This is a genomic window from Oceanobacillus caeni (genome assembly GCF_042678465.1).
GTDB lineage: Bacteria > Bacillota > Bacilli > Bacillales > Amphibacillaceae > Oceanobacillus > Oceanobacillus caeni.
In genome coordinates this window covers 1-22,710 of sequence record NZ_JBHTKV010000024.1, presented here as the reverse complement: position 1 = coordinate 22,710, position 22,710 = coordinate 1, and the positions used below count along the sequence as shown (strand labels likewise).

General features: G+C 35.1%; 22 protein-coding genes, 1 rRNA gene and 2 riboswitches. Of the genes, 10 read left to right on the top strand and 13 right to left on the bottom strand.

Annotated features, from left to right (window positions below; translation table 11 throughout):
- Positions 1–11: 11 nt before the first annotated feature.
- Entirely contained in the window at positions 12–1,202 is a 1,191-nt protein-coding gene (locus ACFQ18_RS14395; RefSeq protein ID WP_047185760.1) for an exonuclease SbcCD subunit D, read from the bottom strand.
- A 356-nt stretch (positions 1,203–1,558) separates the two neighbouring features.
- Between ACFQ18_RS14395 and ACFQ18_RS14390 the strand changes: the two genes are divergently transcribed.
- From ACFQ18_RS14390 to ACFQ18_RS14365, 6 genes are all read left to right on the top strand, one after another.
- Positions 1,559–1,990 (top strand): SLAP domain-containing protein, encoded by a 432-nt coding sequence (locus tag ACFQ18_RS14390; protein WP_047185759.1) that lies wholly within the window; start codon positions 1,559–1,561, stop codon positions 1,988–1,990.
- A 152-nt stretch (positions 1,991–2,142) separates the two neighbouring features.
- Positions 2,143–4,455 (top strand): RNA polymerase recycling motor HelD, encoded by a 2,313-nt coding sequence (gene helD, locus ACFQ18_RS14385; protein ID WP_204798560.1) that lies wholly within the window; start codon positions 2,143–2,145, stop codon positions 4,453–4,455.
- Positions 4,456–4,547: 92 nt separating this feature from the next.
- A riboswitch (TPP riboswitch) is annotated at positions 4,548–4,649 on the top strand.
- Positions 4,650–4,735: 86 nt separating this feature from the next.
- Entirely contained in the window at positions 4,736–5,326 is a 591-nt protein-coding gene (locus ACFQ18_RS14380; RefSeq protein WP_047185757.1) for a YkoF family thiamine/hydroxymethylpyrimidine-binding protein, read from the top strand.
- Positions 5,327–5,338: 12 nt separating this feature from the next.
- Positions 5,339–5,944: an ECF transporter S component gene (locus tag ACFQ18_RS14375; protein ID WP_204798559.1), complete on the top strand. Its 606-nt coding sequence runs from the start codon at positions 5,339–5,341 to the stop codon at positions 5,942–5,944.
- Positions 5,925–7,499 (top strand): energy-coupling factor transporter ATPase, encoded by a 1,575-nt coding sequence (locus ACFQ18_RS14370; RefSeq protein WP_204798558.1) that lies wholly within the window; start codon positions 5,925–5,927, stop codon positions 7,497–7,499. The genes ACFQ18_RS14375 and ACFQ18_RS14370 overlap by 20 nt, the downstream gene beginning before the upstream one ends.
- Positions 7,499–8,278 carry an energy-coupling factor transporter transmembrane component T family protein gene (locus ACFQ18_RS14365; protein WP_047185754.1) on the top strand — a complete coding sequence of 260 codons (780 nt, stop codon included), beginning with the start codon at positions 7,499–7,501 and terminating at the stop codon, positions 8,276–8,278. Before ACFQ18_RS14370 ends, ACFQ18_RS14365 begins: the two co-directional genes overlap by 1 nt.
- A gap of 223 nt (positions 8,279–8,501) precedes the next feature.
- Here the strand turns inward: ACFQ18_RS14365 and ACFQ18_RS14360 are convergent, their stop codons facing one another.
- Complete coding sequence (locus ACFQ18_RS14360; protein ID WP_047185753.1) at positions 8,502–8,825, bottom strand: hypothetical protein; 324 nt, start codon at positions 8,823–8,825, stop codon at positions 8,502–8,504.
- Between the two features lie 12 nt (positions 8,826–8,837).
- Entirely contained in the window at positions 8,838–9,434 is a 597-nt protein-coding gene (locus ACFQ18_RS14355) for a hypothetical protein (RefSeq protein ID WP_204798557.1), read from the bottom strand.
- Between the two features lie 224 nt (positions 9,435–9,658).
- Between ACFQ18_RS14355 and ACFQ18_RS14350 the strand changes: the two genes are divergently transcribed.
- The 4 genes from ACFQ18_RS14350 (at position 9,659) to ACFQ18_RS14335 (ending at position 14,236) form a co-directional block, all read left to right on the top strand.
- Positions 9,659–10,024, top strand: a complete 366-nt coding sequence (locus ACFQ18_RS14350; protein ID WP_052771746.1) for a hypothetical protein — start codon at positions 9,659–9,661, stop codon at positions 10,022–10,024.
- A gap of 18 nt (positions 10,025–10,042) precedes the next feature.
- Positions 10,043–10,300 carry a hypothetical protein gene (locus ACFQ18_RS14345; RefSeq protein ID WP_061794319.1) on the top strand — a complete coding sequence of 86 codons (258 nt, stop codon included), beginning with the start codon at positions 10,043–10,045 and terminating at the stop codon, positions 10,298–10,300.
- Positions 10,301–10,518: 218 nt separating this feature from the next.
- Positions 10,519–11,130, top strand: coding sequence for a recombinase family protein (locus ACFQ18_RS14340; protein ID WP_047185750.1), 612 nt, complete (start codon positions 10,519–10,521; stop codon positions 11,128–11,130).
- Positions 11,131–11,299: 169 nt separating this feature from the next.
- Positions 11,300–14,236, top strand: coding sequence for a Tn3 family transposase (locus tag ACFQ18_RS14335; RefSeq protein WP_204798556.1), 2,937 nt, complete (start codon positions 11,300–11,302; stop codon positions 14,234–14,236).
- A gap of 389 nt (positions 14,237–14,625) precedes the next feature.
- Here the strand turns inward: ACFQ18_RS14335 and ACFQ18_RS14330 are convergent, their stop codons facing one another.
- The 10 genes from ACFQ18_RS14330 to rrf all read right to left on the bottom strand — a co-directional run bounded on the left by ACFQ18_RS14330 (position 14,626) and on the right by rrf (position 22,565).
- Positions 14,626–15,105, bottom strand: a complete 480-nt coding sequence (locus ACFQ18_RS14330; RefSeq protein WP_047185748.1) for a DinB family protein — start codon at positions 15,103–15,105, stop codon at positions 14,626–14,628.
- A 100-nt stretch (positions 15,106–15,205) separates the two neighbouring features.
- Complete coding sequence (locus tag ACFQ18_RS14325; protein ID WP_047185747.1) at positions 15,206–16,165, bottom strand: MBL fold metallo-hydrolase; 960 nt, start codon at positions 16,163–16,165, stop codon at positions 15,206–15,208.
- A gap of 152 nt (positions 16,166–16,317) precedes the next feature.
- Positions 16,318–16,464, bottom strand: coding sequence for a small acid-soluble spore protein O (gene sspO / locus ACFQ18_RS14320; protein WP_047185746.1), 147 nt, complete (start codon positions 16,462–16,464; stop codon positions 16,318–16,320).
- Between the two features lie 43 nt (positions 16,465–16,507).
- Positions 16,508–17,659: a putative lipid II flippase FtsW gene (gene ftsW, locus ACFQ18_RS14315; RefSeq protein ID WP_047185775.1), complete on the bottom strand. Its 1,152-nt coding sequence runs from the start codon at positions 17,657–17,659 to the stop codon at positions 16,508–16,510.
- Between the two features lie 173 nt (positions 17,660–17,832).
- Positions 17,833–18,483 (bottom strand): helix-turn-helix domain-containing protein, encoded by a 651-nt coding sequence (locus ACFQ18_RS14310; RefSeq protein ID WP_052771745.1) that lies wholly within the window; start codon positions 18,481–18,483, stop codon positions 17,833–17,835.
- Positions 18,484–18,746: 263 nt separating this feature from the next.
- The gene (gene dapA, locus ACFQ18_RS14305; protein WP_204798555.1) at positions 18,747–19,640 is read right to left on the bottom strand and encodes a 4-hydroxy-tetrahydrodipicolinate synthase; all 894 of its coding nucleotides are present in this window, start codon (positions 19,638–19,640) and stop codon (positions 18,747–18,749) included.
- Positions 19,641–19,757: 117 nt separating this feature from the next.
- Positions 19,758–19,935, bottom strand: a riboswitch (Lysine riboswitch).
- 106 nt (positions 19,936–20,041) lie between these two features.
- Entirely contained in the window at positions 20,042–20,833 is a 792-nt protein-coding gene (locus tag ACFQ18_RS14300; RefSeq protein WP_047185744.1) for an SDR family NAD(P)-dependent oxidoreductase, read from the bottom strand.
- Between the two features lie 143 nt (positions 20,834–20,976).
- Positions 20,977–21,267: a HesB/YadR/YfhF family protein gene (locus ACFQ18_RS14295; protein ID WP_047185743.1), complete on the bottom strand. Its 291-nt coding sequence runs from the start codon at positions 21,265–21,267 to the stop codon at positions 20,977–20,979.
- Between the two features lie 138 nt (positions 21,268–21,405).
- Positions 21,406–21,915, bottom strand: coding sequence for a peroxiredoxin family protein (locus ACFQ18_RS14290; RefSeq protein ID WP_047185742.1), 510 nt, complete (start codon positions 21,913–21,915; stop codon positions 21,406–21,408).
- A gap of 535 nt (positions 21,916–22,450) precedes the next feature.
- Positions 22,451–22,565, bottom strand: a 5S ribosomal RNA gene (gene rrf, locus ACFQ18_RS14285).
- Positions 22,566–22,710 lie beyond the last annotated feature (145 nt).

Sequence of the window (22,710 nt, the reverse complement as noted above, 5' to 3'; positions counted from 1 at the left end):
ACCTCTTTCCATTAGTTTCTAATTGGCTCTCTCTTTTTGACCGTTTGGCTTTCACTATCCGCTTTTAACATTTCGTCTAACACTTCTTTAAATAGTTTTTCCGTTTCCTCTGAAGGTTCTTGTCCTTTTACTTCCTTATAGAAAGCTTGAAATAGATCAAAGTCACTCAAACTACTACGATCGACATATTCCCTTTCTTCATTTGGAAAGAGTCCAGAAGAGACATTCTTTCTTTCTACGTGCATCGCATTCGGATAAACGGAGCGTACTTTTTCCATTGGGGATAATACCGGAGCTGTGTCTAGTAAACGTACGAATACATAATCTTCATTCACCGGATGTTTTAGTAAATCTTCCATCGTTGCTTCCACCGTACGAATATCCCTTCTTGGAGTTAAAAGACGCTTATCAAGACTTACGTTCCCATCTTTATCCATATCAACCACTAAGAAGCCTTTTTTATGATTTTCTTCTGAAATCGAATATTTTAAAATCGATCCGGAATAACGAACCGTTTCATCCATTACGTAGTGCGCTTGGTGTAAGTGGCCTAAAGCTGTATAATGAAAAGCTTTAAAATGGTGAGCATCTACATATTCCGCACCACCTATAGATAGCGGTCTTTCTGATTCACTTGTATTCTCTTGTTCTTCTCCAAATGGCGTAACAAAAGCATGTCCAACATACACATGACGTACATTTGTATTTAATTGTTCGTTTATTTTTTCAATCGTTTTCTTTGTAGCATCATCATGACTTCGTATTTCATCGTCCTCAAGAATTCTTCGTACGACACTTGGGTCACAATATGGAACAAGATGGAAATGTACCTCCCCATGCTCATCATTCAAAACAACTGGAGTAAAGTCGTTTGTATAGTTACCAATGATATGAAATCCTTTTTCCTTCATGATACTACTGCCGAAATTCAATCTACCTGGACTATCATGATTACCCGCAACAGCAAGGACAGGGGTATTAAGCTTTATTACAATCGTTTCAAGAACTTCATCCAATAAATGGACAGCTTCAGTTGGAGGTACAGCACGATCATATAAGTCACCTGCAATGATAACCACATCGGGCTTTTCCTCTTCTACCGCTTCAACGAATTGCTTTAATACAAAACGCTGATCATCCGTCATATACACCCCTTGAACTAATTTTCCAAGATGCCAATCTGCCGTATGAAAAAACTTCATTATTATCCATGCTCCCTTCTATTCTCATTTAACATATATTTCATTCATTTTTTTAGTTTTATATTTTCATTAATATAGAAGACTTCTATCAGTAGGGTTTTTCCTTCATCCCCTACTGATGGTTAGTCACACTTATCGGATCTTTTCAGGCAGTTGATCTGCCACCTACTCCTTCCCCAGAAGCTTGAGGTGGGATAAACTATAAATCCTTCGTTCTATTATACCATTTTTCAAATTGAAATTAGATTAGTATAGCCTGGTTTTAAAAATGCTAGGATGAGTTTAGCTATTTTGGAATTCCCGTTTAATCCTGTATGATATGGGTATACGTTTAAATACAATTGGAGGTTATCATCGTGACTCAGACATTACAATTTGAAGCGGCTTGGGACAAAACGATAGCAAATAAAGACAGAGAAAAAATAAAGCAGGAATTTATAAGGGTAAAAGAGAATCTTTCAAAGGAAGAAAAAATACAATTTACCACTTTGGGACATGCAATCAATCATAAAGGGGAATTACTAGTAACGGTTCTCGTTCATAATACCTCCAATTCGGATTTCACTTTTCACCATGACACGATTCAGTATCATGCAAATGGTGAATTAATTGCCGGGCATATCTTCACCATTCCTAGATTAGTTATTGAAAAAGAAACAAGTATACCTTGGACATTTATTTTTCCTAAACAACAAATATTAAAAAAAGAAATTCCTTCAAATGGGGTAATACTAATAAATAAGACTTCCATCAGTGGAGGATTTCCTTCATCCACCACTGATAGATAGTATACGGACAATTGATCTCCCACCTACCTTCTTTGTTTCCCCAGAAGCTTGAGGTGGGATAAAATAATGAACGTTTTTTTCGACTCATATTATAAATGTCTTTTAATAACAATAAGAATATATTATATCGCTTTTGAACGGGGTTGATTGAAATGAATAAGGAATCGGAAAATCAAATAAAAGATGAATTAGCTGAAAGGCAGAGATTGGAAGACGTCATTCAGGTTATTAAAAAGAAAAAAATAGCACTGAAGGAGAAAGCCTCGGGTCTAAGAGAGAGTATTATCGATCTTAGAAAGGATTTTTGGGATGATGTTACGGTAAACCTAGACGAACCAGACGATATAATTGAAACACAAGCTAGTTTAAAACAGCAAGCTGAATTTTTAGCTGAACGTGAACGGTCACATGGAAATATAGATCATGAGAGAAAAACATTAGATTCGTTACAAGACTCACCTTATTTTGGCAGAATTGACTTTAAGGAAAACCAGACAAAGGAAGAGGAAAAAATCTACATTGGTAAGGCTTCTCTGATGGATGAAAAGGATGAGAATTTTCTCGTATATGATTGGCGTGCACCTATATCAAGCATGTATTATGACTACGCTCCAGGACCTGCTCAATATGAATCGACGGAAGATACCATAAATGGTGAAATAACATTAAAAAGGCAATATATTATTAGGCAAGGTCAGATGAAAGGTATGTTTGACACCGGCCTCACAATCGGAGATACCCTACTTCAGCATGCTCTTGGTAATAATGCTAACACAAAAATGCAAAGCATCGTTGCAACGATCCAAAAGGAACAAAATAAAATTATTCGTAACGAACGGAGTAATCTTTTAATTGTGCAAGGAGTGGCTGGAAGTGGAAAAACGTCAGCCGCATTACAGCGCGTAGCCTATTTAATGTATCGTTTTCGTGAAGAGTTAAATGCAAATGACCTTCTCCTTCTTTCACCAAATCCACTATTCTCAAGTTATATCATCAATGTACTTCCGGAATTAGGAGAGACAAATATTGGCCAATCTACCTTCTTACAATTTTTAAGAAAAAGGATTGAAAAAAACATTGAAATTGAATCTCCTTTTGAACAAATCGAGTACACCCTTACAGAACGACATAAGGATAAAAACGATATACGAGTTATAAATATGGACTATAAATCAAGCTTATATTTTAAACAGATGATTGATTCCTATATTTCTTATTTAAACCATACTGGAATTCTTTTTAAAAACATTAAATTTAGAAACGAAATTATCCTATCAAAAGAGGAAATTACTCGATATTTTTATGCACTTGATTCTAGCATTTCTATTCCAAATAAATTGGAACTTGTTTCTAAATGGCTTTTAAAGGAAATTCGTCATATCCAACAAAAGGAAGTTTCTGAAGACTGGGTTTTGGAAGAAATGCAATTATTAGACAAAGAAGATTACCAGAAGGCATTCACTTATAGTCAGGATATGTATGGTGATGAAGATGACCCGCTTCAAGAAGAAATGTTTTTGCGTAAAGAAGTGATTCAGCGGGCATTTGCCCCAATTAAAAAACAAATTAAACGATTGAAGTTTGTCCATGTGCTTGCCACGTACAGGAACCTTTTTGAAAAATGGGAACCAAATCTAAAACCAAAGAATTGGGAAACAATCGCTACATTTACTGTAAAACATTTAAACAAGCGCTATTTAACGTGGGAAGATGCTACACCATATGTATATTTCAAAGGAAAAATTCTTGGACACGATGCAGACCGTTCTATACGTCATTTATTTATTGACGAGGCACAGGATTATTCTGCTTTCCAATTTGCATTTATAAGACATATTTTCCCTTATACGAGAATGACACTTCTAGGCGATGTTAACCAGGGAATATACGCTCATACGACAAGTGAAAATCCTCTTATCCCGGATGCGGTGGAAAGTAACCATGAACGAATTACCTTAACAAAAAGTTATCGATCAACAAAAGAAATTGTAGAATTCTCAAAACACTTTGCTCCCGGTCATTCCATTATTGAACCTTTTGAACGGGAAGGAAAAAAACCTACCCTGCTTCAAACTGAAAATAACTTAGTTCAAACATTGTTATTGGAAATTGAAAAACTACGTAGATATGGTCATGAAACCATCGCACTAATTTGTAAAACAATGGAGGAAACAAATCAGATTTATGAATTACTACGGAAAGAAATTGATTTATATCCAATTAATGAAGAAACTTTTTCTTTTGAAAAAGGCATTTTGGTACTTCCTGTCTATTTAGCAAAAGGGATTGAATTTGATGCAGTTATTATTCCAGATGCATCAAGTAATCAATACAATCGGGAATCTGAGCGAGCGTTATTCTATACAGCATGCACTAGGGCCATGCATGATTTAACAATGGTCTCACCAGGGGAACCTTGCTTGTTTATTAAAGAAGCGGATAACGATACGTTTAAGGTGGGATAGTCTCCCACCTTTTTATTTACCAACAGATGAGCCCTTTACAAAAATCATAAAGTATGTTTTATTCATAATAGAAGAAAAATTGCATATCCGAAAGTTAGCACTAGGGGAGCTACGGTGTGTGGCTGAGAAGAGAAATCTGACCCTTATTACCCGATCTAGATAATACTAGCGTGGGGAAGTGCGGTTCACTGTATGATTCAATGAAACTTAAATACATACATGTAAACTGCATTCCCATACGGAGTGCAGTTTTTTTATTATTATTTTAGGAGGAGATTTTATGAGCAACTATTGTGGGACAAGTAGAATTGCAGGATGTCAGTTTAGTCTACATCCGATGAGTGACCGGTTTGTAGATATTATTCTATCAACACTGGAAGAGGTCGATACATCAAAAGTATGGAAGAATACAGATGATGTGAGCACATGTATTCGGGGGAAAATGGTTCATGTTTTTGATGTAACAAAGGCCATTTTCCTTCATGCAGCAAAAACGGGAGAGCATGTTGCTATGAACGGAACCTTTTCTATTGGTTGCCCGGGGGATTCAGATGCCGATGTGTACATGGATGAAACAGATACCCCGTTGAACGAAGAAAAGGTGAAGTCCATCTCCCAAGTCGCTGGTTGTAAATTTTCTCTTTATCCGTTAGGAAGAGAAGATTATATGGATAAAATCTATGAACAAATCGATTTATCCAAACACCGTAACGTTAAAGTAATATCTACCCATTATGCTACAAGATTGGATGGAGATGTGCATAATCTCTTTCAAGCATTATATGAATCTTTTAAACTTATTCAGGATCAAGTTTCTCATGTTACGATGACATTTAGTCTTTCTGCGAATAGTCCAACGAATCAAGCATAAGGAGTTTGTAAAATGACAAATCAGTGGAAATTAAAAGAAATAGTTCTTATGTCCATATTAGGTGTCGTATTTGGGATTATATATTTAGCCTTTTTCTTAGTTGGTCAGGTTATCCAAAATATTCTTGCCCCATTTGGTCTAGCTCCATTTGGTTATGAGATTATTTTTGGAATATGGTTTATTGTTTCTATCGTGGCGGCTTACATATTGCGTAAACCAGGAGTTGCCTTTACCGCAGAAGTAATTGCAGGAATTACCGAAGTGTTACTAGGAACTACTGCAGGACCGGGACTTATTCTTTCTGCTGCGGTCCAAGGTGCAGGTGCAGAACTCGCATTTGCTTTGACAAAATGGAAAGATTATCGATTACGCGTGTTAATATTTTCCGGTATGTCCGCAGCGCTGATTAGTTTTGTATGGCACCTATTTTACGCTGGAAACATTACATTAACACCATGGTTACTTGTTGCTACATTAGTTGTGCGTGTAATCAGCGGAGCACTCCTTGCAGGGGTTCTAGGGAAATGGATAAGTGATCAACTTGCAAAAACAGATGTACTACGTGGATATGCATTAGGAAAGGAGCTGCAAAAACGACGTGAAACAGGAGCAGCGTAGACCTCTACTTCTTATCGAAAACTTTTCATTTGACTATGAAAGCTTAGACCAACCAATAATTAATAGAATCCAATTTTCGTTGAATAAAAATGAGACGACTATTCTTATGGGGTCTAGCGGTTCTGGGAAAAGCAGCCTCGCCCTTTGTTTAAATGGATTGTACCCTGATGCCGTTGAAGGTGTTTCTTCCGGTGAAATCTATTATCGTGGAAAAAACATACGTGATTTCAAAAAAGGAGAATTAAATCAGGAAATCGGGATTGTTTTTCAGGATCCTGAAAGCCAATTTTGTATGATTACAATAGAAGATGAACTCGCGTTCACGTTGGAAAACATTAAGACCCCTCCTTCCGAGATGGCTCGGCGCATCTCGGAGGTATTAAAATTAGTCGGAATGGATGGGTTACAGAATAGAAAAATTCATGAGTTATCAGGTGGACAAAAGCAGAAGATCGCCCTAGCATCTGTTCTTCTGCTTGAACCTAATATGTTAATTTTAGATGAGCCTACAGCAAATTTGGACCCTGTTTCTAGTCTTGAGTTTATTCAGTTAATTAAATGTGTTCAGGAAAAACATCAATTAGCCGTTCTTATTATTGAGCATCAAGCAGATGATTGGCTAGATATCGTAGACAGAGTCCTTGTGATGGGAAGAAGTGGCGAACTGATTGCGGATGGAAATGTGAATTCTATCTTTATGGAAAAGAAAACATTATTGGAGCAAGAAGGCGTATTTTTACCAAAACGATTTTCCAATACTGCTGATTCCTTTCGCAACTTCAACCATCGTATCCTCCCTTCAGAAGATGTGATTTTAACTGTAAAAGACATGAGTTTCTATCGAAAGAAACAAATCATTTTGAATGAAATAAATTTAAACATACGGAGCGGGGAATTCATCGCAATTATTGGAGAAAACGGAGCTGGTAAGTCTACACTACTACAATTAATGGCTGGATTATTAACCCCATTTAAAGGAAATATTTACTTTTTCGATAAACCAATGGAACATTGGGACCAAAAAGAACTTAGAAAACGAATGGGATACGTTTTTCAAAATCCAGAACATCAATTTATTACGGACACCGTGTTGGAGGAGTTAACATTTGGCTTGAAATTAAATGGATATTCGGAGAAAAAAATAAATTCTACAGCAACCAAACTTATGAGGGAATTTCACCTAGAAAAACATCGATTTAGTAATCCTTTCTCCTTAAGCGGTGGACAAAAACGACGTTTAAGTGTTGCAACAATGGTGGATGAGACACCAGATATTTTATTTTTTGATGAGCCAACGTTTGGTCAAGATGCTCGAACAACAAGGGAATTCATGAACATGATTGAACGACTAAGAGAAAGTGGGACAACCATTGTCTTTGTTACCCATGATATGGACATTGTGGATATAACAAATCGCGCAATTGTATTACACAAACAGAACATTGTCTATAATGGCGAACCTGAAAAGCTCTGGCAACAGGAAAAGATTTTGAAAAAAGCAAGATTACGCTTGCCTTATCGAATCCGAAACAATCATGAAGAAGGTGCTGTTTAATGATCTCGTCTATTAATCCATCTATAAAGGCAATAGCGGTATTAATACCAGGCATTTTACTTAGTTTTACTTTTGATGTATTTACACCACTTTCCTATTTTATATTTATTCTATTCGTAACCTTTACTATGGGGGATATCTCGGTTATAAAATGGCTCAAATTCTTCAGTCCGTTCTTTCTCGTTGCATTAAGCTTTGCTTGGATGACGATTCTTTATACAAATCAAACCTTTTCCTATGGAGAAGTTATGTTTACATTATGGAGGTTTGAAATAACTACTGGCAGTATACTTACAGGGACTAGTCTCGCACTTCGGTCTCTTTGCTTTGTGGCATTGTCTCTATTATTCGCTTTAACAACGGATTCCACTAAATTTATGCTTAGCCTTATGCAACAATGTAAAGTACCACCTAAAATCACATATGGTATTTTAGCTGGATATCGGTTTTTACCTTTATTTCAACAGGAATTACAGATATTAAGACAGGCACATCGCATCCGTGGTGTAGGAAGAACAAAAGGGTTAAAAGGAAAAATAAATCAATTCCGTAGATATGCAATTCCGCTACTAGCTAATGGGATTCGCAAGGCGGAACGAGTAGCTATTGCTATGGAATCAAAGGGGTTTACTGGAGATACAGATCGTACCCACTATCATCAGATGACCATCGAAAAAAAAGACTGGATCTTTTTTTCCTTTATTGTCGGGGGATTTATTATAATAGTTGTATTTTCGTATAATTTGGGGTATCTAAATATATTCGGAAAAAGGGTTTAGGAAATGGCTGGGACATTACTAAATGGGGTACAGCCAACATTTCGGAAATTTTGTACGCTAAGCAAATTTCGACATGATAAAATTCGATTTTCCTTACTTTAAGGGGTCCAACAGTAAAATGTTCATATCGGTTTTGTTGGTATCCCTAGTTAGCCTAAGATAGGCTAGAATATGTAACAAAAAAAGGAAGCGCTTTGCTTCCTTTTTTAGATTTTTAATCCCGTTAATTATCATCTTGTTTTCTTAACAATTTTTCACAGAGTTCCACACAAATACCTTGTGAGCTAAACCTTTTCAACAGTTCGCTTAAATTGACTGACAAACCATTATCTTGTAATATTTCTTCAAACTGTTGGTAGGTTAAATCAGGCATGATTTTTGCTTTCTTTTCCGGAAAAGTCGCTTGAAATTTTTTGTTAATATCTTCTGTTTTAGACTCTAGTACAATTGCTGTGGATGTGAAAGTCAAAATTGTTTCAATGAAATCAATATCAGTATTAGATAATCCTTTACTTCCTAACCATTCACTAACAGTTTCATTTTCCATACTATTTCACTCCTAAAAAAATAACCAATCAGCACCGCGAATTGCCCAAGCTACAGCGATTGATATATTTTCAGCTACTCCTTTGCTAACCCTTGTGTTATCTTTAAACCATACAGGAAGCTGAGTACGAACTTCATTAGCTTCGTTGGCCCCTGCATTTTCAAACTTCTTCAAAAAATTCCCTATCTTTACACTATTGCTTTTAAATGTTCTTGCAGTGGCAGAATCAATAATTTTGAAGGCTCTAGCTGCATCAATAACTTCATCTCCACCTTTTAAAAGTAACTGAGAAACTTTTATAACAGCTTTTGATTTAGCTCCAAACGGAACGATTTTCCCTTCGCCAGCCTCACTCTCATTAATAGATTTTTCATAAGCAATTTGAGAAAGTATAGCTATCTCTTCTGCACTATATCTATCAGAGGCATATCTTTCAGCGGCGTTTATTGGCTCTTCATCATAGTTATCTTCCCATACTGCATCTCCTTCTTCATAAACTTCATTAATTCCTTCTGCTGCAAATACATTTGGTGCAAATGCTAATACACCACTAAATAACAGAACACTTACCATGATCGTTAACCCGAGTTTCCTTAAAAGTTTTTCCATAGGTTTACCTCTTCTCTCTTTTTTCTCTTACACTATTAAAATACTACACTAAATTTACACATTTTTCTATACTTTACAATATATCTTACTTACTATTTAAGAGGGAATAATTTCTTCGGAAAACAAGAGTAACTTTCAGGAATGAATCATACATTGAAAAAAAATTACTGGAAGGTGGTATAATTAAGAGTGTAGAAAGCAATGTTAATCTAAAAAACCCACCAATGAGCAGAGCAACCGCAGATGAACTTTTACCGGCGCTAGATGCTATCGAGCATATTCCTGATGAATTATTGGAAAAAGGATCCCCAGAAGAAATCAAAAAATATTTTATGGAGACCTTACCTAGAATTCGCACACAAAGTGTATGGAGTTGTAGTTTGGCAATTAGCGAATTGCTTGTTATGAATGCAATACCGATTGCAAGACTTACTAAGATAAAGAAATATGTTAAAGCATTGGAAGGAGCATGGGAAACTGCAAAACTACTGGTAGGTGCTACAACAGCAGGTGAAAAAGTAGCAACTCCCTCAGCCCTTATTGCGGAATTATCAGGTTTTACAAACGTAAGGAATGAATGTGGGTTTTAAAATGATAGGAGTATCATTTTGATCTGGAGTTTAATCACATCATTCATTCTTAATGTAGCGTTCTTAATTTATATTGTTGTTTTAACTAATAAGGTTAAAGTTTTAAGAAAGGAAACTGCAAAGCCTAGTGAAAACAATGATGAATTAATTGCCTTAGCACAGGAGAAATTGAAAACTCTTGGTGACATTAAGACTATAAAGTATCTAAGAGAAGAAAAAGGCATGTCAATGTTGGACGCTAAGCAACTTGTAGATGCTTTAAAAAAACAGGAGTAGCTTTTGCTACTCCTGTTTTTACGTTTCCCCAGTACGGGGTCCCACCAACGCTACCCCCTTTAATAATTTTTGTCAAAAAGCATACTTTGTGACACGTTAGAAAACAGTTAATATTACCGTGTCATAAAGTGTGTTTTTTAATTTTGAAACATTTCAATTTATTGATATACTTTTTGACATATATTGATAAATAGTTTTATAGAAAGGGGTTATTAATTTTGAAGATTGGATATGCTCGTGTTTCAGCTAAGGACCAAAACCCGGAACGACAGCTTAAAAAATTTCGGGAGCTTGGAATTGAAGAACGTTATATCTTTATTGACAAGCAAAGTGGAAAGGATTTTAACCGACCACAGTATCAAGGGATGCTTCTAATTATTCGGGAAGGGGATTTATTGTACCTTGATGCACTGGACCGATTAGGAAGGGATTACGATGGTATCATTCGGGAATGGAAGTATATTACTCGGGAGCTGAATGCAGATATTGTAGTCCTAGAAAATGAAACCCTTTTTGATAGTAGGAAATTTCGAACTATGGGCGATCTTGGAAAATTAATGGAAGACCAATTTTTAAGTTTACTTTCCTATGTCGCTGAGCAAGAACGTAAAAAAAATAAGCTGCGTCAGGCAGAAGGAATTGAAGTGGCCAAGAATAACGGTGTACGATTCGGGCGTCGTAAGTACGAAATTAATGAGGACTTCATTCGAGTGTATTCGGAATGGAAGTCTGGATTAATCACTGCGACGGAAGGAATGAAGCGTCTTAATTTAAAGCCTAATACTTTTTATCGAAGGGTAAAGGAGTATGAAAACCAAAGAAAAGCGTGAAAATCTTGCATGGAAAAGAAATTCTTACAATAGACCAACGACAAGAGGTAATGATCCCTCCTAAGCGAATGGGAGCTTGCTTCTTACTACTGCTTATCAGAACATGATTCAGAATTTTTGAATAGGGAAATTAAGGAATTTCAAAATTAATTATAAGGATTGATTTAACTTGAGTGTGAAAGAATTGCTGTCACCAGAACAGCGAAAAGAAATATTAAACCTTAATAATTTATCAGAATTTGAATTTACTTCTTATTACAGTCTATCAGACTATGATATTGAAGTTATAAATCGTCATCGAAGAGATCATAATCGATTGGGGTTTGGACTTCAATTATGCATTCTTAGATACCCCGGTTGTCATTTAACTAATGTGTTAGAAATACCCGATAACCTTATTAAATATGTAACTGCTCAAATTAATGTGCATCCAGAAGTTTATTCTTCATATGCTCAACGTGATACAACTAGGCGTGAGCATTTAGAAGTGTATGGATATAGAGATTTTAATAACGGTGATTATCGCAAGATCTCTAGTACTCTTTTAAAGGATGCGTTGGAAAATGGAAATGCTTTGTATCTAGTACGCACTGCGATTGATTTATTAAGAAAGGAAAAAATAATCCTTCCTGCAATACCAACAATCGAGAGGATGGTTTGGTTAGCTAGAACACGTGCAGAGAAAAAAATATATGCCAAACTAATAAGTAATCTTTCTGAAAGAAATAAACGTGAACTAGAAAAACTGATTGATTTAACGGTAAATAATAATAAAACTCAATTAGCTTGGCTTAGAGAAATTCCCGGACAGTCGTCACCGGATTCTTTTTTAAAGGTAATAAAAAGATTAAAGTACATTAAAGAAATGAACATTGCAGCTGATACGGGATTAATCCACCCCAATAGACTTTTACAATTAGCACGAATTGGGGCGAGATATGAACCCCATTCTTTTAGAAGATTTAAAGAAGATAAAAGATATGCATTATTAGTTGCTCACTTAATCACTCTCTCCCAAGACTTAACTGATCATGCCATTGAGATTCATGATAGACAAATGATGGTGTTACAAGCAAAAGGTAGAAAAAGTCAAGAAGAAATGCAAAAACAAAATGGAAAGTCAGTAAATGAAAAAGTTGTGCATTATGCAGATATAGGAACGGCTTTAATTAAAGCCAAAGAGGAAGGGATCGATCCTTATTTGGCATTAGAGCAGGTAATGCCTTGGGAAAAAATTGTAGAATCGATTGAAGAAGCTAAATTATTATCAAGACCAATGGACTACGATTATCTTGATTTAATAAAAACACGATATAACTATTTAAGGAAATATACTCCAAGCCTATTGGATTCTTTAGAATTCAAATCTACTAAATCAGCAGAACCTTTATTAAAAGCATTAGGCACTATACGTGAGTTAAATAATTCTGGAAAAAGGAAAGTACCTGAAGGCTCGCCTTTGAATTTTGTTCCTAAACGTTGGCAAAAGCATGTCTTTGATGATGAAGGAAACATTAACCGTCAATATTATGAAATGGCTGCTTTAACAGAACTCAAAAACTATATCCGTTCTGGTGATGTTTGGGTTGAAGGTAGTCGATTACATAAGGATTTTGAAGAATATCTAGTGCCAAAAGACGATTGGGGAAAAGCAAAAGTTCAAGGGACTAATATAGCTGTTAATGTGAATTTTGATCAGTATATATCAGAAAGATATGAAACTTTAAATACGAAACTTAAATGGATTTCCAAAAATATTGATAATATCGAAAGTATCAACATAAAAAAACAAAAGATACATGTTAAGAGATTACAAGCAGATACACCTGAAGAAGCTAGAAATTTTAGCTTATCTCTTTATAAAATGCTTCCAAGAGTTAAACTCACTGATTTATTAATGGAAGTAGCTGAATGGACTGGATTTGAGGAGTCCTTTGTTCACGCTTCTTCCAATCAAGCACCTAAAGGTGAGGAAAAATCTGTTATAATGGCAACGTTAATGGCTATGGGTACAAATATTGGATTAACTAAAATGGCAGAGGCTACTCCCGATATATCATATCGCCAGATGGCTAATGTTATGCAATGGAGATTACATGAAGATGCGATGAATCGTGCTCAAGCAACGTTAGTAAATTATCAGCACCGTCTTTCTTTGGTTTCATATTGGGGAGATGGAACAACTTCATCTTCAGATGGTATGCGTGTTCCTGTCGGTGTATCATCATTACATGCAGATTCAAACCCACATTATGGAACGGGAAAAGGTACAACCATTTATCGATTTACAAGTGATCATTTCTCTTCATTTTATGCAAAGGTAATCAACACGAATGCGAGAGATGCCGTACACGTGATAGATGGATTATTACACCATGAATCCGACCTTTCAATTGAGGAGCATTACACAGATACAGCTGGTTATACGGATCAAGTTTTCGGATTAAGTCATTTATTAGGATTTCGCTTTGCTCCAAGATTGAGAGACATAAGCGACGCAAAATTATATACCCTTACGTCTCCTGATGATTTTCCGAGTATAAAAGTCATACTACGGGGAAAGATTAACACGAAGGTTATTAAAGAAAATTTTGATGATGTATTAAGGCTGGCCCATTCAATTCGGGAAGGAAGAGTTTCTGGATCATTAATGATGGGGAAATTAGGTTCGTATGCAAGACAAAACAAAATTGCCACAGCTCTTCGAGAGATTGGAAGAATTGAAAAAACAATTTTTATTCTTGACTATATTACGAATGAAACATTAAGAAGAAGGATACATCGTGGGTTAAATAAGGGAGAAGCCATGAATGGATTGGCTAGAGCCTTATTTTTTGGTAAACGTGGGGAATTCAGAGAACGTGGCATGCAAGATCAATTACAAAGAGCTAGTGCTTTAAATATATTAATAAATGCAATTAGCGTTTGGAATACAGTGTATTTGGGTGAAGCAACAAAAGAATTAAAGAAACATGATGCCTTAAAAGAAGAATTACTCCCACATATTTCACCTCTAGGTTGGGAACATATTAATCTTCTTGGCGAATATAAGTTTGATTCAAATAGGTTACCAGCTAATATGCTAAGACCCTTAAAAAAAATTTAATCTGTATCTGAAGCCAAATTCCTTAACGTACAGGTATTTGGCTTTTTTTGTGTCAAAATTTGCTTAGCGTACAAAATTTCCGAAATGTTGGCTGTACCCCTAAATTGCTATTCATAAAGCCGAATATTTTCTAATTTAATGAAGCAATATAATAAAAAAACAAACTATTAGGAAACTCTAAATTAGAATTTCAGGTGAAAGTTCGGTTTTTTCATGACTGAAATACTTTTGTCCCAGCTCCTTCTGTTTTCCAAGCACTTTTATAAAGAAGACTTCCAGCAGAAAGAGGGATCCTTCATCCCCTACTGATGGTTAGTCACACTTATCAGACCTTTACGGACAATAACACTCCCACCTACCTGAGGTGGGATAAAGAAAACTTGAGGAGACTAGGCTTTTTCACGATCTTCTTTTGTAGGCCCCATCACACCGGGAACCGGTAGACCGGCCTGGCGAAGTAACACAGTCATTTGTCCACGATGATGTGTTTGATGATCAATGAAAAGTCTTAATACTGCACCCCTTGGAGATGTGTGTCCATGCATTTCGACTTCTTCGGCAAATTTCTCATCGGTCATATTTTCTTTTACTTCATGTTCAACCGCTAAAGCAACCTTTTTATATGCCTCCACAATTTCACTAGCTTTATGAGGAACAGCTTGAGGATCTCCTGTCTCAACGTTTAACCCAACTAACCCTAAGAAATACGCAGGAGCTGTTGCTAAATGCCAGCCTAACCATCCTAATGTACTATGACCTTCGACAATAGCCTGTCCTAATGTATCATCTGTTAATGATTCAAGAACTTGAATGGTACCATGAGATGCATGTGACCAATCTAATAAAAAGTCTTCCACTTTTCTATACATAACGATTACTCCTTCATCTTGTTAAAATTCTTTTGTAATTCTATTATACTAGAGCTACTACAAACAATTCCAATTGTTGAATCCATTTTTTTGCACTATATTATTTTTCTATATAATAATGCCATATTCCATTTTTCATTTCTTTTGATACTCTTCCACTTATCTCAAGATAATCAAGATGACCGATGATTTCGGACATTACCAAAGAAAATTGACTATGATAGCTTTTCTTATAAAACTTCCTTGCGATTTCGTCTCCAGTTGTTGTCCCTTCTTCTATTACTTTTCTTATTTTTTCTGCTTTAAGCTCAATACCATCTATTCTCTTCCTTATTAATGAACTGGGATTTTGAATGATATTTCCATGTCCTGAATAGATTCGTTCTATATCCAACTTTTGAACCTTTTCAAGGGATTGTTTATGTTGAAGTAGTGTCGGGAGTTTTTTTCCATTAAAATCAGGCTCCACAAGAGCATTACTTGAGATATGTTCGATCATTAAATCGCCTGCTATCATTTCTTTGTTTTCTAAACTGTGTAATGCAATTTGGTCTGGCGCATGCCCTGGAACTTCTATAACATCAAAATGAAGATGTTTAGCACCTATTGGAATAATTTCAGACTCGACTTGCTGATTGCTATTTCTTTCAATAGACTTTTTCAAAAAGGAAATTTGTTTATCTCCTGCGTCTCCACAACCCATTTCTTCATATAATTTCGCATAAAAGTCTACTCTCATCTCTAAAAAACGAGGATCTCTTTTCAATCGTGGAATAGCATCCTTATGCGCATATACAGGAATTGGATGCTTTCTAGTAATTGGATTTACTAGCCCGACATGATCATAATGATTGTGGGTTAAAATAATTTCTGTTAAGTCACCTGTAGAAAAGCCATTTTCCTGTAATGTAAGTTCTAATGCTTTGTAAGACTCTTTATTATTAAATCCGGCATCGACCAAGCTTAATGATTGCTCTGTTTTCACTATATAAAAATTTACTGTTTTCAAATTGGCTGGAGCATCCACCATGATAGGAAATATATTATGTACTTCTTTCATTTTTTAAAACCCCCCTCCTTTTCCTATATGTTTAAATTTCTACACGTTCCGTTTGAATTCCTTCCAATTTATAACTTATCGCATCAATCGTCCATAAAATAAAGTATCTTAAAAACATAAAACCCCTTTTGGTCAAAGGGGATAGGCGATAATTATTGGCGTTTTTTCGTCTTTTTATTATTATACTTTTCATTTGCTGTTAATGGTTCATTGGCAAATTCATGATCAAATTCCTTAGATAAATTTTTTCTCACTCTTTGCTCATCGCTAAAACTATTTTGTTTATTTTTATTAGCCATCCAAAACACCTCCCAAGAGATATTATGGCTAAAATACCTTTTATCATACTTGGTGAATCATTCTCGCCTCTCGATTCGCTGGGACTGACTTAGTATTTTCCCTATAGGATGATATGTTAATCAAAATTCCTAAAGAAACCATTGTAATAACTAAGGAAGACCCACCATAACTAATGAAAGGTAATGTTACGCCAGTTATTGGAAGTAGTCCAGAAACAGCTCCTAAATTTATACATGCTTGAGCTATAATTTGAAAGGTAATTCCAATTGCAAGTAATTTGGCAAACCTATCCTTACATTCTCTTGCAATCTGTACACCACGGAACATAATGAAAATATATGCACTAATAACTATAATCAATCCCAAAACACCTAGTTCCTCAATAATTACTGCCATAATAAAGTCAGTATGGGCTTCTGGTAGGAATCCTAACTTCTGAATACTATTACCTAAACCATTTCCCATTACTCCCCCTGTCCCAATAGCAATATAACCATTTACTAACTGATACCCTTCACCGAAAGGATCTGCAAAAGGATCAATAAATGAGACTATTCTTTGCATACGATAGGAAGAAGTAATGGAAAAATAAATGATACCTGCCAGCCCGACAGTTCCAAGCATGAATAAATGTCTTTTCTTTACTCCTGAACATATGACAATCGTTAAACAAGCAAGTAAAATAAGTCCCGCGGATCCTAGATCAGGTTGTTTTAAGATTAAAAGAAAAATAATCCCTAATATAATTAAAGGCGGCAAAACCCCATTTTTAAATTGATTAATCGTCTCTTGCTTTTTAGCGTAAAAAGAAGCAAAATACATGATCATAAATAATTTGATTAATTCTGTAGGCTGAAGCAAAATGGGGCCTAATTGAATCCATCGTTGAGAATAATTTCTCTCCGTTCCCAGTCCAGGTATTAACACCATTACTAGCATTACGATTGATACCATTACTAATAATGGACTTAGTTTACTATAGATACGATAGGGTACAAAGGTGGCAATTATAAAGAAAAATAATCCAATGATGAACCATTTCAATTGTTTTGTAAAAAAATATGTAGGGTTATCATAATGGATATAAGCAACGGCATAACTACTACTGTATACCATCATTAATCCAAAACCCGTTAAAAGTAAAGTAATTATTATTAATGAGTAATCAAATTGTTTTATTTTTCGGATTAACATGGATTTCATTGGTAGTTTCCTTTCTCCTGAACAATACTTTCACTAAACATATAATTGTTGAATTGTAACTGTACACTAATATTTGAAATTAACTTCATTGCGTTAAGAGCAAGTGCATACTTCTCAAATAATTCATCATATGCTTTTCCCACATGTTATTTGTTTTCGCCCTTCTAACTTTTCATATTTAATTGCTGGTAAACGGTTTGAACGACAAGTGCATCATCCAAGTAGCCGATTGGAAATAGATAATCAGGAAGTAAATCGGTTGTAACAATAAAATAGAGTAGAGCACCACCCATTAACCCGATTTGAAATGAAGTTCCATTTTCCTCTATAAATCTATGATACATCCATTTCAAATTTTCAATAAACGGACCAATTCCGCCTGTTTTTTTTAGTTTTTCATTAAATTGATTAAATATAGTATTTTTCCCTTCATCTGTCTGACTATAAATTTTATAGTTAACTATTTCCTGTTCCATTTTTTCCAATGTGAAATTTTCATGATACAGGTTAGAAGATTCTATTAATTGTTGGATTTTTTCTAATGCAACTTGAATATCTGAAGCTTTTTCTTCCTTCGTCGCCATATTATAACCGGCAGCTTTTATTAAAGTAGGGAGTTCTATATCTAGCCCCATAGAAAACTTCTCCAAATGTTTTAAGTTAATTTTACGTTTCCCATTCATAATTTTAGAAATGGTAGCATGATCTATACCGCATAGCTTACTCAATTTTCTTATCGATAAATTTCTTTCTTGTAAAATTTTCGATAAAAACACTCCAAATCTTTCATGATTAAAATCTTCCAAATCAATCATACCTTTCCAAATCCATTATGTTTCCATTACCATACCAAATTGGTTCCATTACGTCAACATTGGTTTCAACGGATTAAATAAAGAAGACTTCCATCAGTTGGTTTTTTTCTCTCATCCCCTACAGATAATTAGTCGCACTTATCGGACCTATACGGGCGGTTGATTTCCCACCTACCTTCTTTGTTCCCCAAAAGCTTGAGGTGGGAAAAATCAAGGCATATAAAAAAGAACAAGCGAATAAGCTTGTTCTTTCCCACTTAAAATTAATACCCTACTGCTTTTCTTTCCTCATGACTCGTTATCACTTTATAAAGAGCAGCACGTTCCGTATCGTTTAAAGGTACTAATGGTAATCTCACACCGCCAACTTGTACACCTATATGATTTAATGCTTCTTTCACTGGTGTTGGGTTTGGTGAAGTGAATAATGCTTTCATTAATGGTAAAAGCTGACGATGAAGAGATGCTGCATAAGCTACATCGCCGTCTTTAAAACGAGTTACCATTTCTTGCATTTCATTACCAATTACATGAGACGCAACAGACACTACACCAGCTCCACCTACAGACAATGTCGGTAAAGTCATACTATCGTCACCAGTATAAACGCTGAAATTGTCTGGAGCATCTGTAATAATTTTAGATACATTATCTAAATCTCCACTTGCCTCTTTAATAGATACAATATTTTCAATTTGAGCCAAGCGAATAACCGTTGATGGCTCCATATTTACAACGCTTCGTCCAGGGATATTGTATAGCATAATTGGAAGCTTTGTGCTTTCTGCAATAGCACGAAAATGCTGATACATACCTTCTTGTGATGGTTTATTATAATAAGGAACTACAAGCATAATTCCGTTTACACCAAGTTCCGTAGCTTCTTTCGTTAGCTCAATGGATGCGTTAGTATTATTTGAACCTGTTCCAGCAATAACAGGTACTCTCCCTTCTACCACTTCCATTACAAACTTAAATAAATCAAGTTTTTCCTTATGAGTTAATGTGGGGGATTCACCTGTTGTTCCAGCTACAACTAACCCATCAGAACCATTTTCAATTAAGTGATTTACTAAAGTTCTTGTTGCTTCATAATCGATTTCTCCATTTTGATTGAATGGAGTCACCATTGCCGTTAATACATTACCAAAATTCATAAACTTCACACCCTCTTTTTTATTTTTCGGCCGTACGAGTGTGGAGGACTCATTTAAAAAGCAACAACGAATTCTTAGAGAGCTCGTTGTTGCTAGAACATTTTTAGTAAAAGTTCTTAGCTAGATAGCCCCCCATATAGTCCCCTATATGACAGTTCTGTACTTATTCAATACAGACCCAACGTTGGGATAATGAGAATCCCTCCGCTTCGGCAAATTCCCCTTTCCTTATGTTTCGTCAGATCTCATTCTCCTCTACATAAGTACTGATGGTCTTTGCACCTCTACCTTACTTTAATAAGTATAAAATAAGAGTTTATTTAATTATTACTACCAATGTATCAAATAACCACATATAAAACAAGCATAATTTAGAGTTCTTCATTTAATATTACATGCGTTTATTTTTTATTTAAAAAAGGGCCTGCCAATTTGTCGGCTAGACGCGGAAACATATTATATAAATTACTTCCTATATTCATCCAATAAGGAATATTTAGCTCCCTTTTTGGTCGCTCCATTAAATATACAATTTTTTCAGCGACCGTGTCCGCTTGCAACATATATTTTTTCACATTTTTTACATAAGTTCCGGATTGATCCGCACTTTCAAAAAAGTTGGTTTCGATTGGCCCAGGGTTTACAGCAGATACATGAATATTTGTTTTCCTAAGTTCAAGCCTTAACGAATTGGTAAAACCGAGAACGGCATGTTTTGTAGCTGCGTATCCACTTGTTTTTGGCGTCGCTAGTTTACCTGCCTGAGACGCTATATTGACGATATGGCCCATGTTGCGTTCAATCATACTAGGAATTACTTGTTTTGTACAATTCATTAATCCAATAACATTAACATGAAACATCTTTTCCAAATCATCTAAATTAGCCTCATGAAAAGCATCAAAAACACCAAATCCAGCATTATTTATTAACACATCGATGTTCCCAATATCTTTAATTATTTCAACAAATACCCTTTCTACTGCATCCCTATCACTAACATCAAGTTTAAAATAGTAAGGTTGTACCGAAGTTTCTTTTTTAATTTTCTCAGAGATTGTTTTTAATTTCACCTCAGATCTTGCCAATAAAATGGGATGCGCTCCTTTTTCAGCTACCTTTATAGCGAGTTTTTCTCCAATACCTGATGACGCCCCTGTAATCACTATTATTTTATCTTTTAATCTATTCATACCTCACCCCAAGACTTGCAAATCCATTTTTCTTAATCATACCAAATAAATCAAAATAAATGCCCAGGAAATATTTTAAAAAAAGAAAAAACCACAAACCCGTCCGTGGTTTTCTCACCTTATCATATTAATAACAAAAACTTTTATTTTTCTTCAAAATGATATTCAGGCTCTTCCTTTCCTAACTCCACTTTCATATTATATTCATCTAAAAACCAAGCGTCTTTTTCATTAATATAGAAAGTAATACCTTCTACTTCTGTTTTTATAGCAATTTTTCCATTTTCTCCAACTGATAATCCTAGAAAGAAATTCGAATGCACAGTAGGAATACCGCCATATATTTTTAAATAAAATTGAACCAATTCCCCTTTTTCTAATCCCATTTCATCTATGAACCATTTTGCTGCATCTTTAGATACTTGTAATGCCATTAAAGCCACTCCGTTCTATTTATAATGTCTTTTATATTTTTTGATTTTCTAATTTAATCCGTGCTATTTACAATAAACTAAATTGTTTCTCAAAGCAAAAAGGACGCTTTTATTTAGCGGGAAGGAAACCACCAGATTTTATTTAATTTTCTCAAATTCCTGAACCATCATTTCATAATTCATTGCTCCTAGGGCTACTTTCCTTATCACTCCATCAGAATCAATAAGATAAGAAGTTGGATAAGCATTTACTTTATACATTTGTTCTACCTTTCCCTTTTCATCCTTTAAAATCGGGAAAGTCAAACCAAGCTCATCAACAAATTTCTGTACATCATCAACACTCTTTTCAGTTGATGTTAAATTAACTGCCAAAATTTTAACATCTTCATCGTTATCAAATTTCTGTATGTCTGGCATTTCTGCACGGCATGGTGGACACCACGTAGCCCAAAAATTAACAAATACCTTATTTCCACGATAATCAGATAATTTCACCGTTTCTCCGTTTAACGTTGTCAATTCGATATCTGGAGCCATATCTCCTACAGATGTACCGACTTCCGTTGAATCACGATTTATAACAAAGTCATAAACAGCCCATCCTAGCATCCCTACAATAATAATTACCAATATAATTTTTTTCATTTAATCCCCCCTGAAACCGTACTTATGTAAAATCATTCAATGTTTTCTTTTTTTATATAACTAGAATGATTCCAGGAAACCGTGGATGTATGGGATATCCAAAGATTACGTTTTAATTTTGTATGGTCGAAAAAACAAGTAATCCTAGAGATCATCCTATTAATATTATAACTAAAAAAAGGAAGTTATTTACTTGGTCATGTGTCAAAAGAAGGACAATAATTAACAAGCCTAGCACTAAACTATACCTAAAATAAAAAGAGTTATTTGTCCAAATTAATTTTATAAAGAAGACTTCCATCCGTTTAAGTGGGATAAATAACACCATCTTTTTTCTTCTTATAATTCTCTTTTAATATAACATAACCATATCTTAATATTTAACAAACTTGCATTTATTGAGTTCGTATTTCTATAAAGAAGACTTCCAGCAGTGGGATTCCTTCATCCCCGAATAATGGTTAGTCGATTTATCGGATCTTTCTTTATGGAACAAAAAAACATCTAGGTGGATTATCCTAGATGTTTTTTATTTGCCTGGCGGCGTCCTACTCTCGCAGGGGGAACCCCCAACTACCATCGGCGCTGGAGAGCTTAACTTCTGTGTTCGGTATGGGAACAGGTGTGACCTCTCCGCCATCGCTACCAGACAATTGATATTCAATTAGGATTTGTATCCTGAAAACTAAATAAGAGTAAATCAAGACATGAAAAGAATTTAGTTAAGTCCTCGATCGATTAGTATTTGTCAGCTCCACGTGTCGCCACGCTTCCACCTCAAACCTATTAACCTCA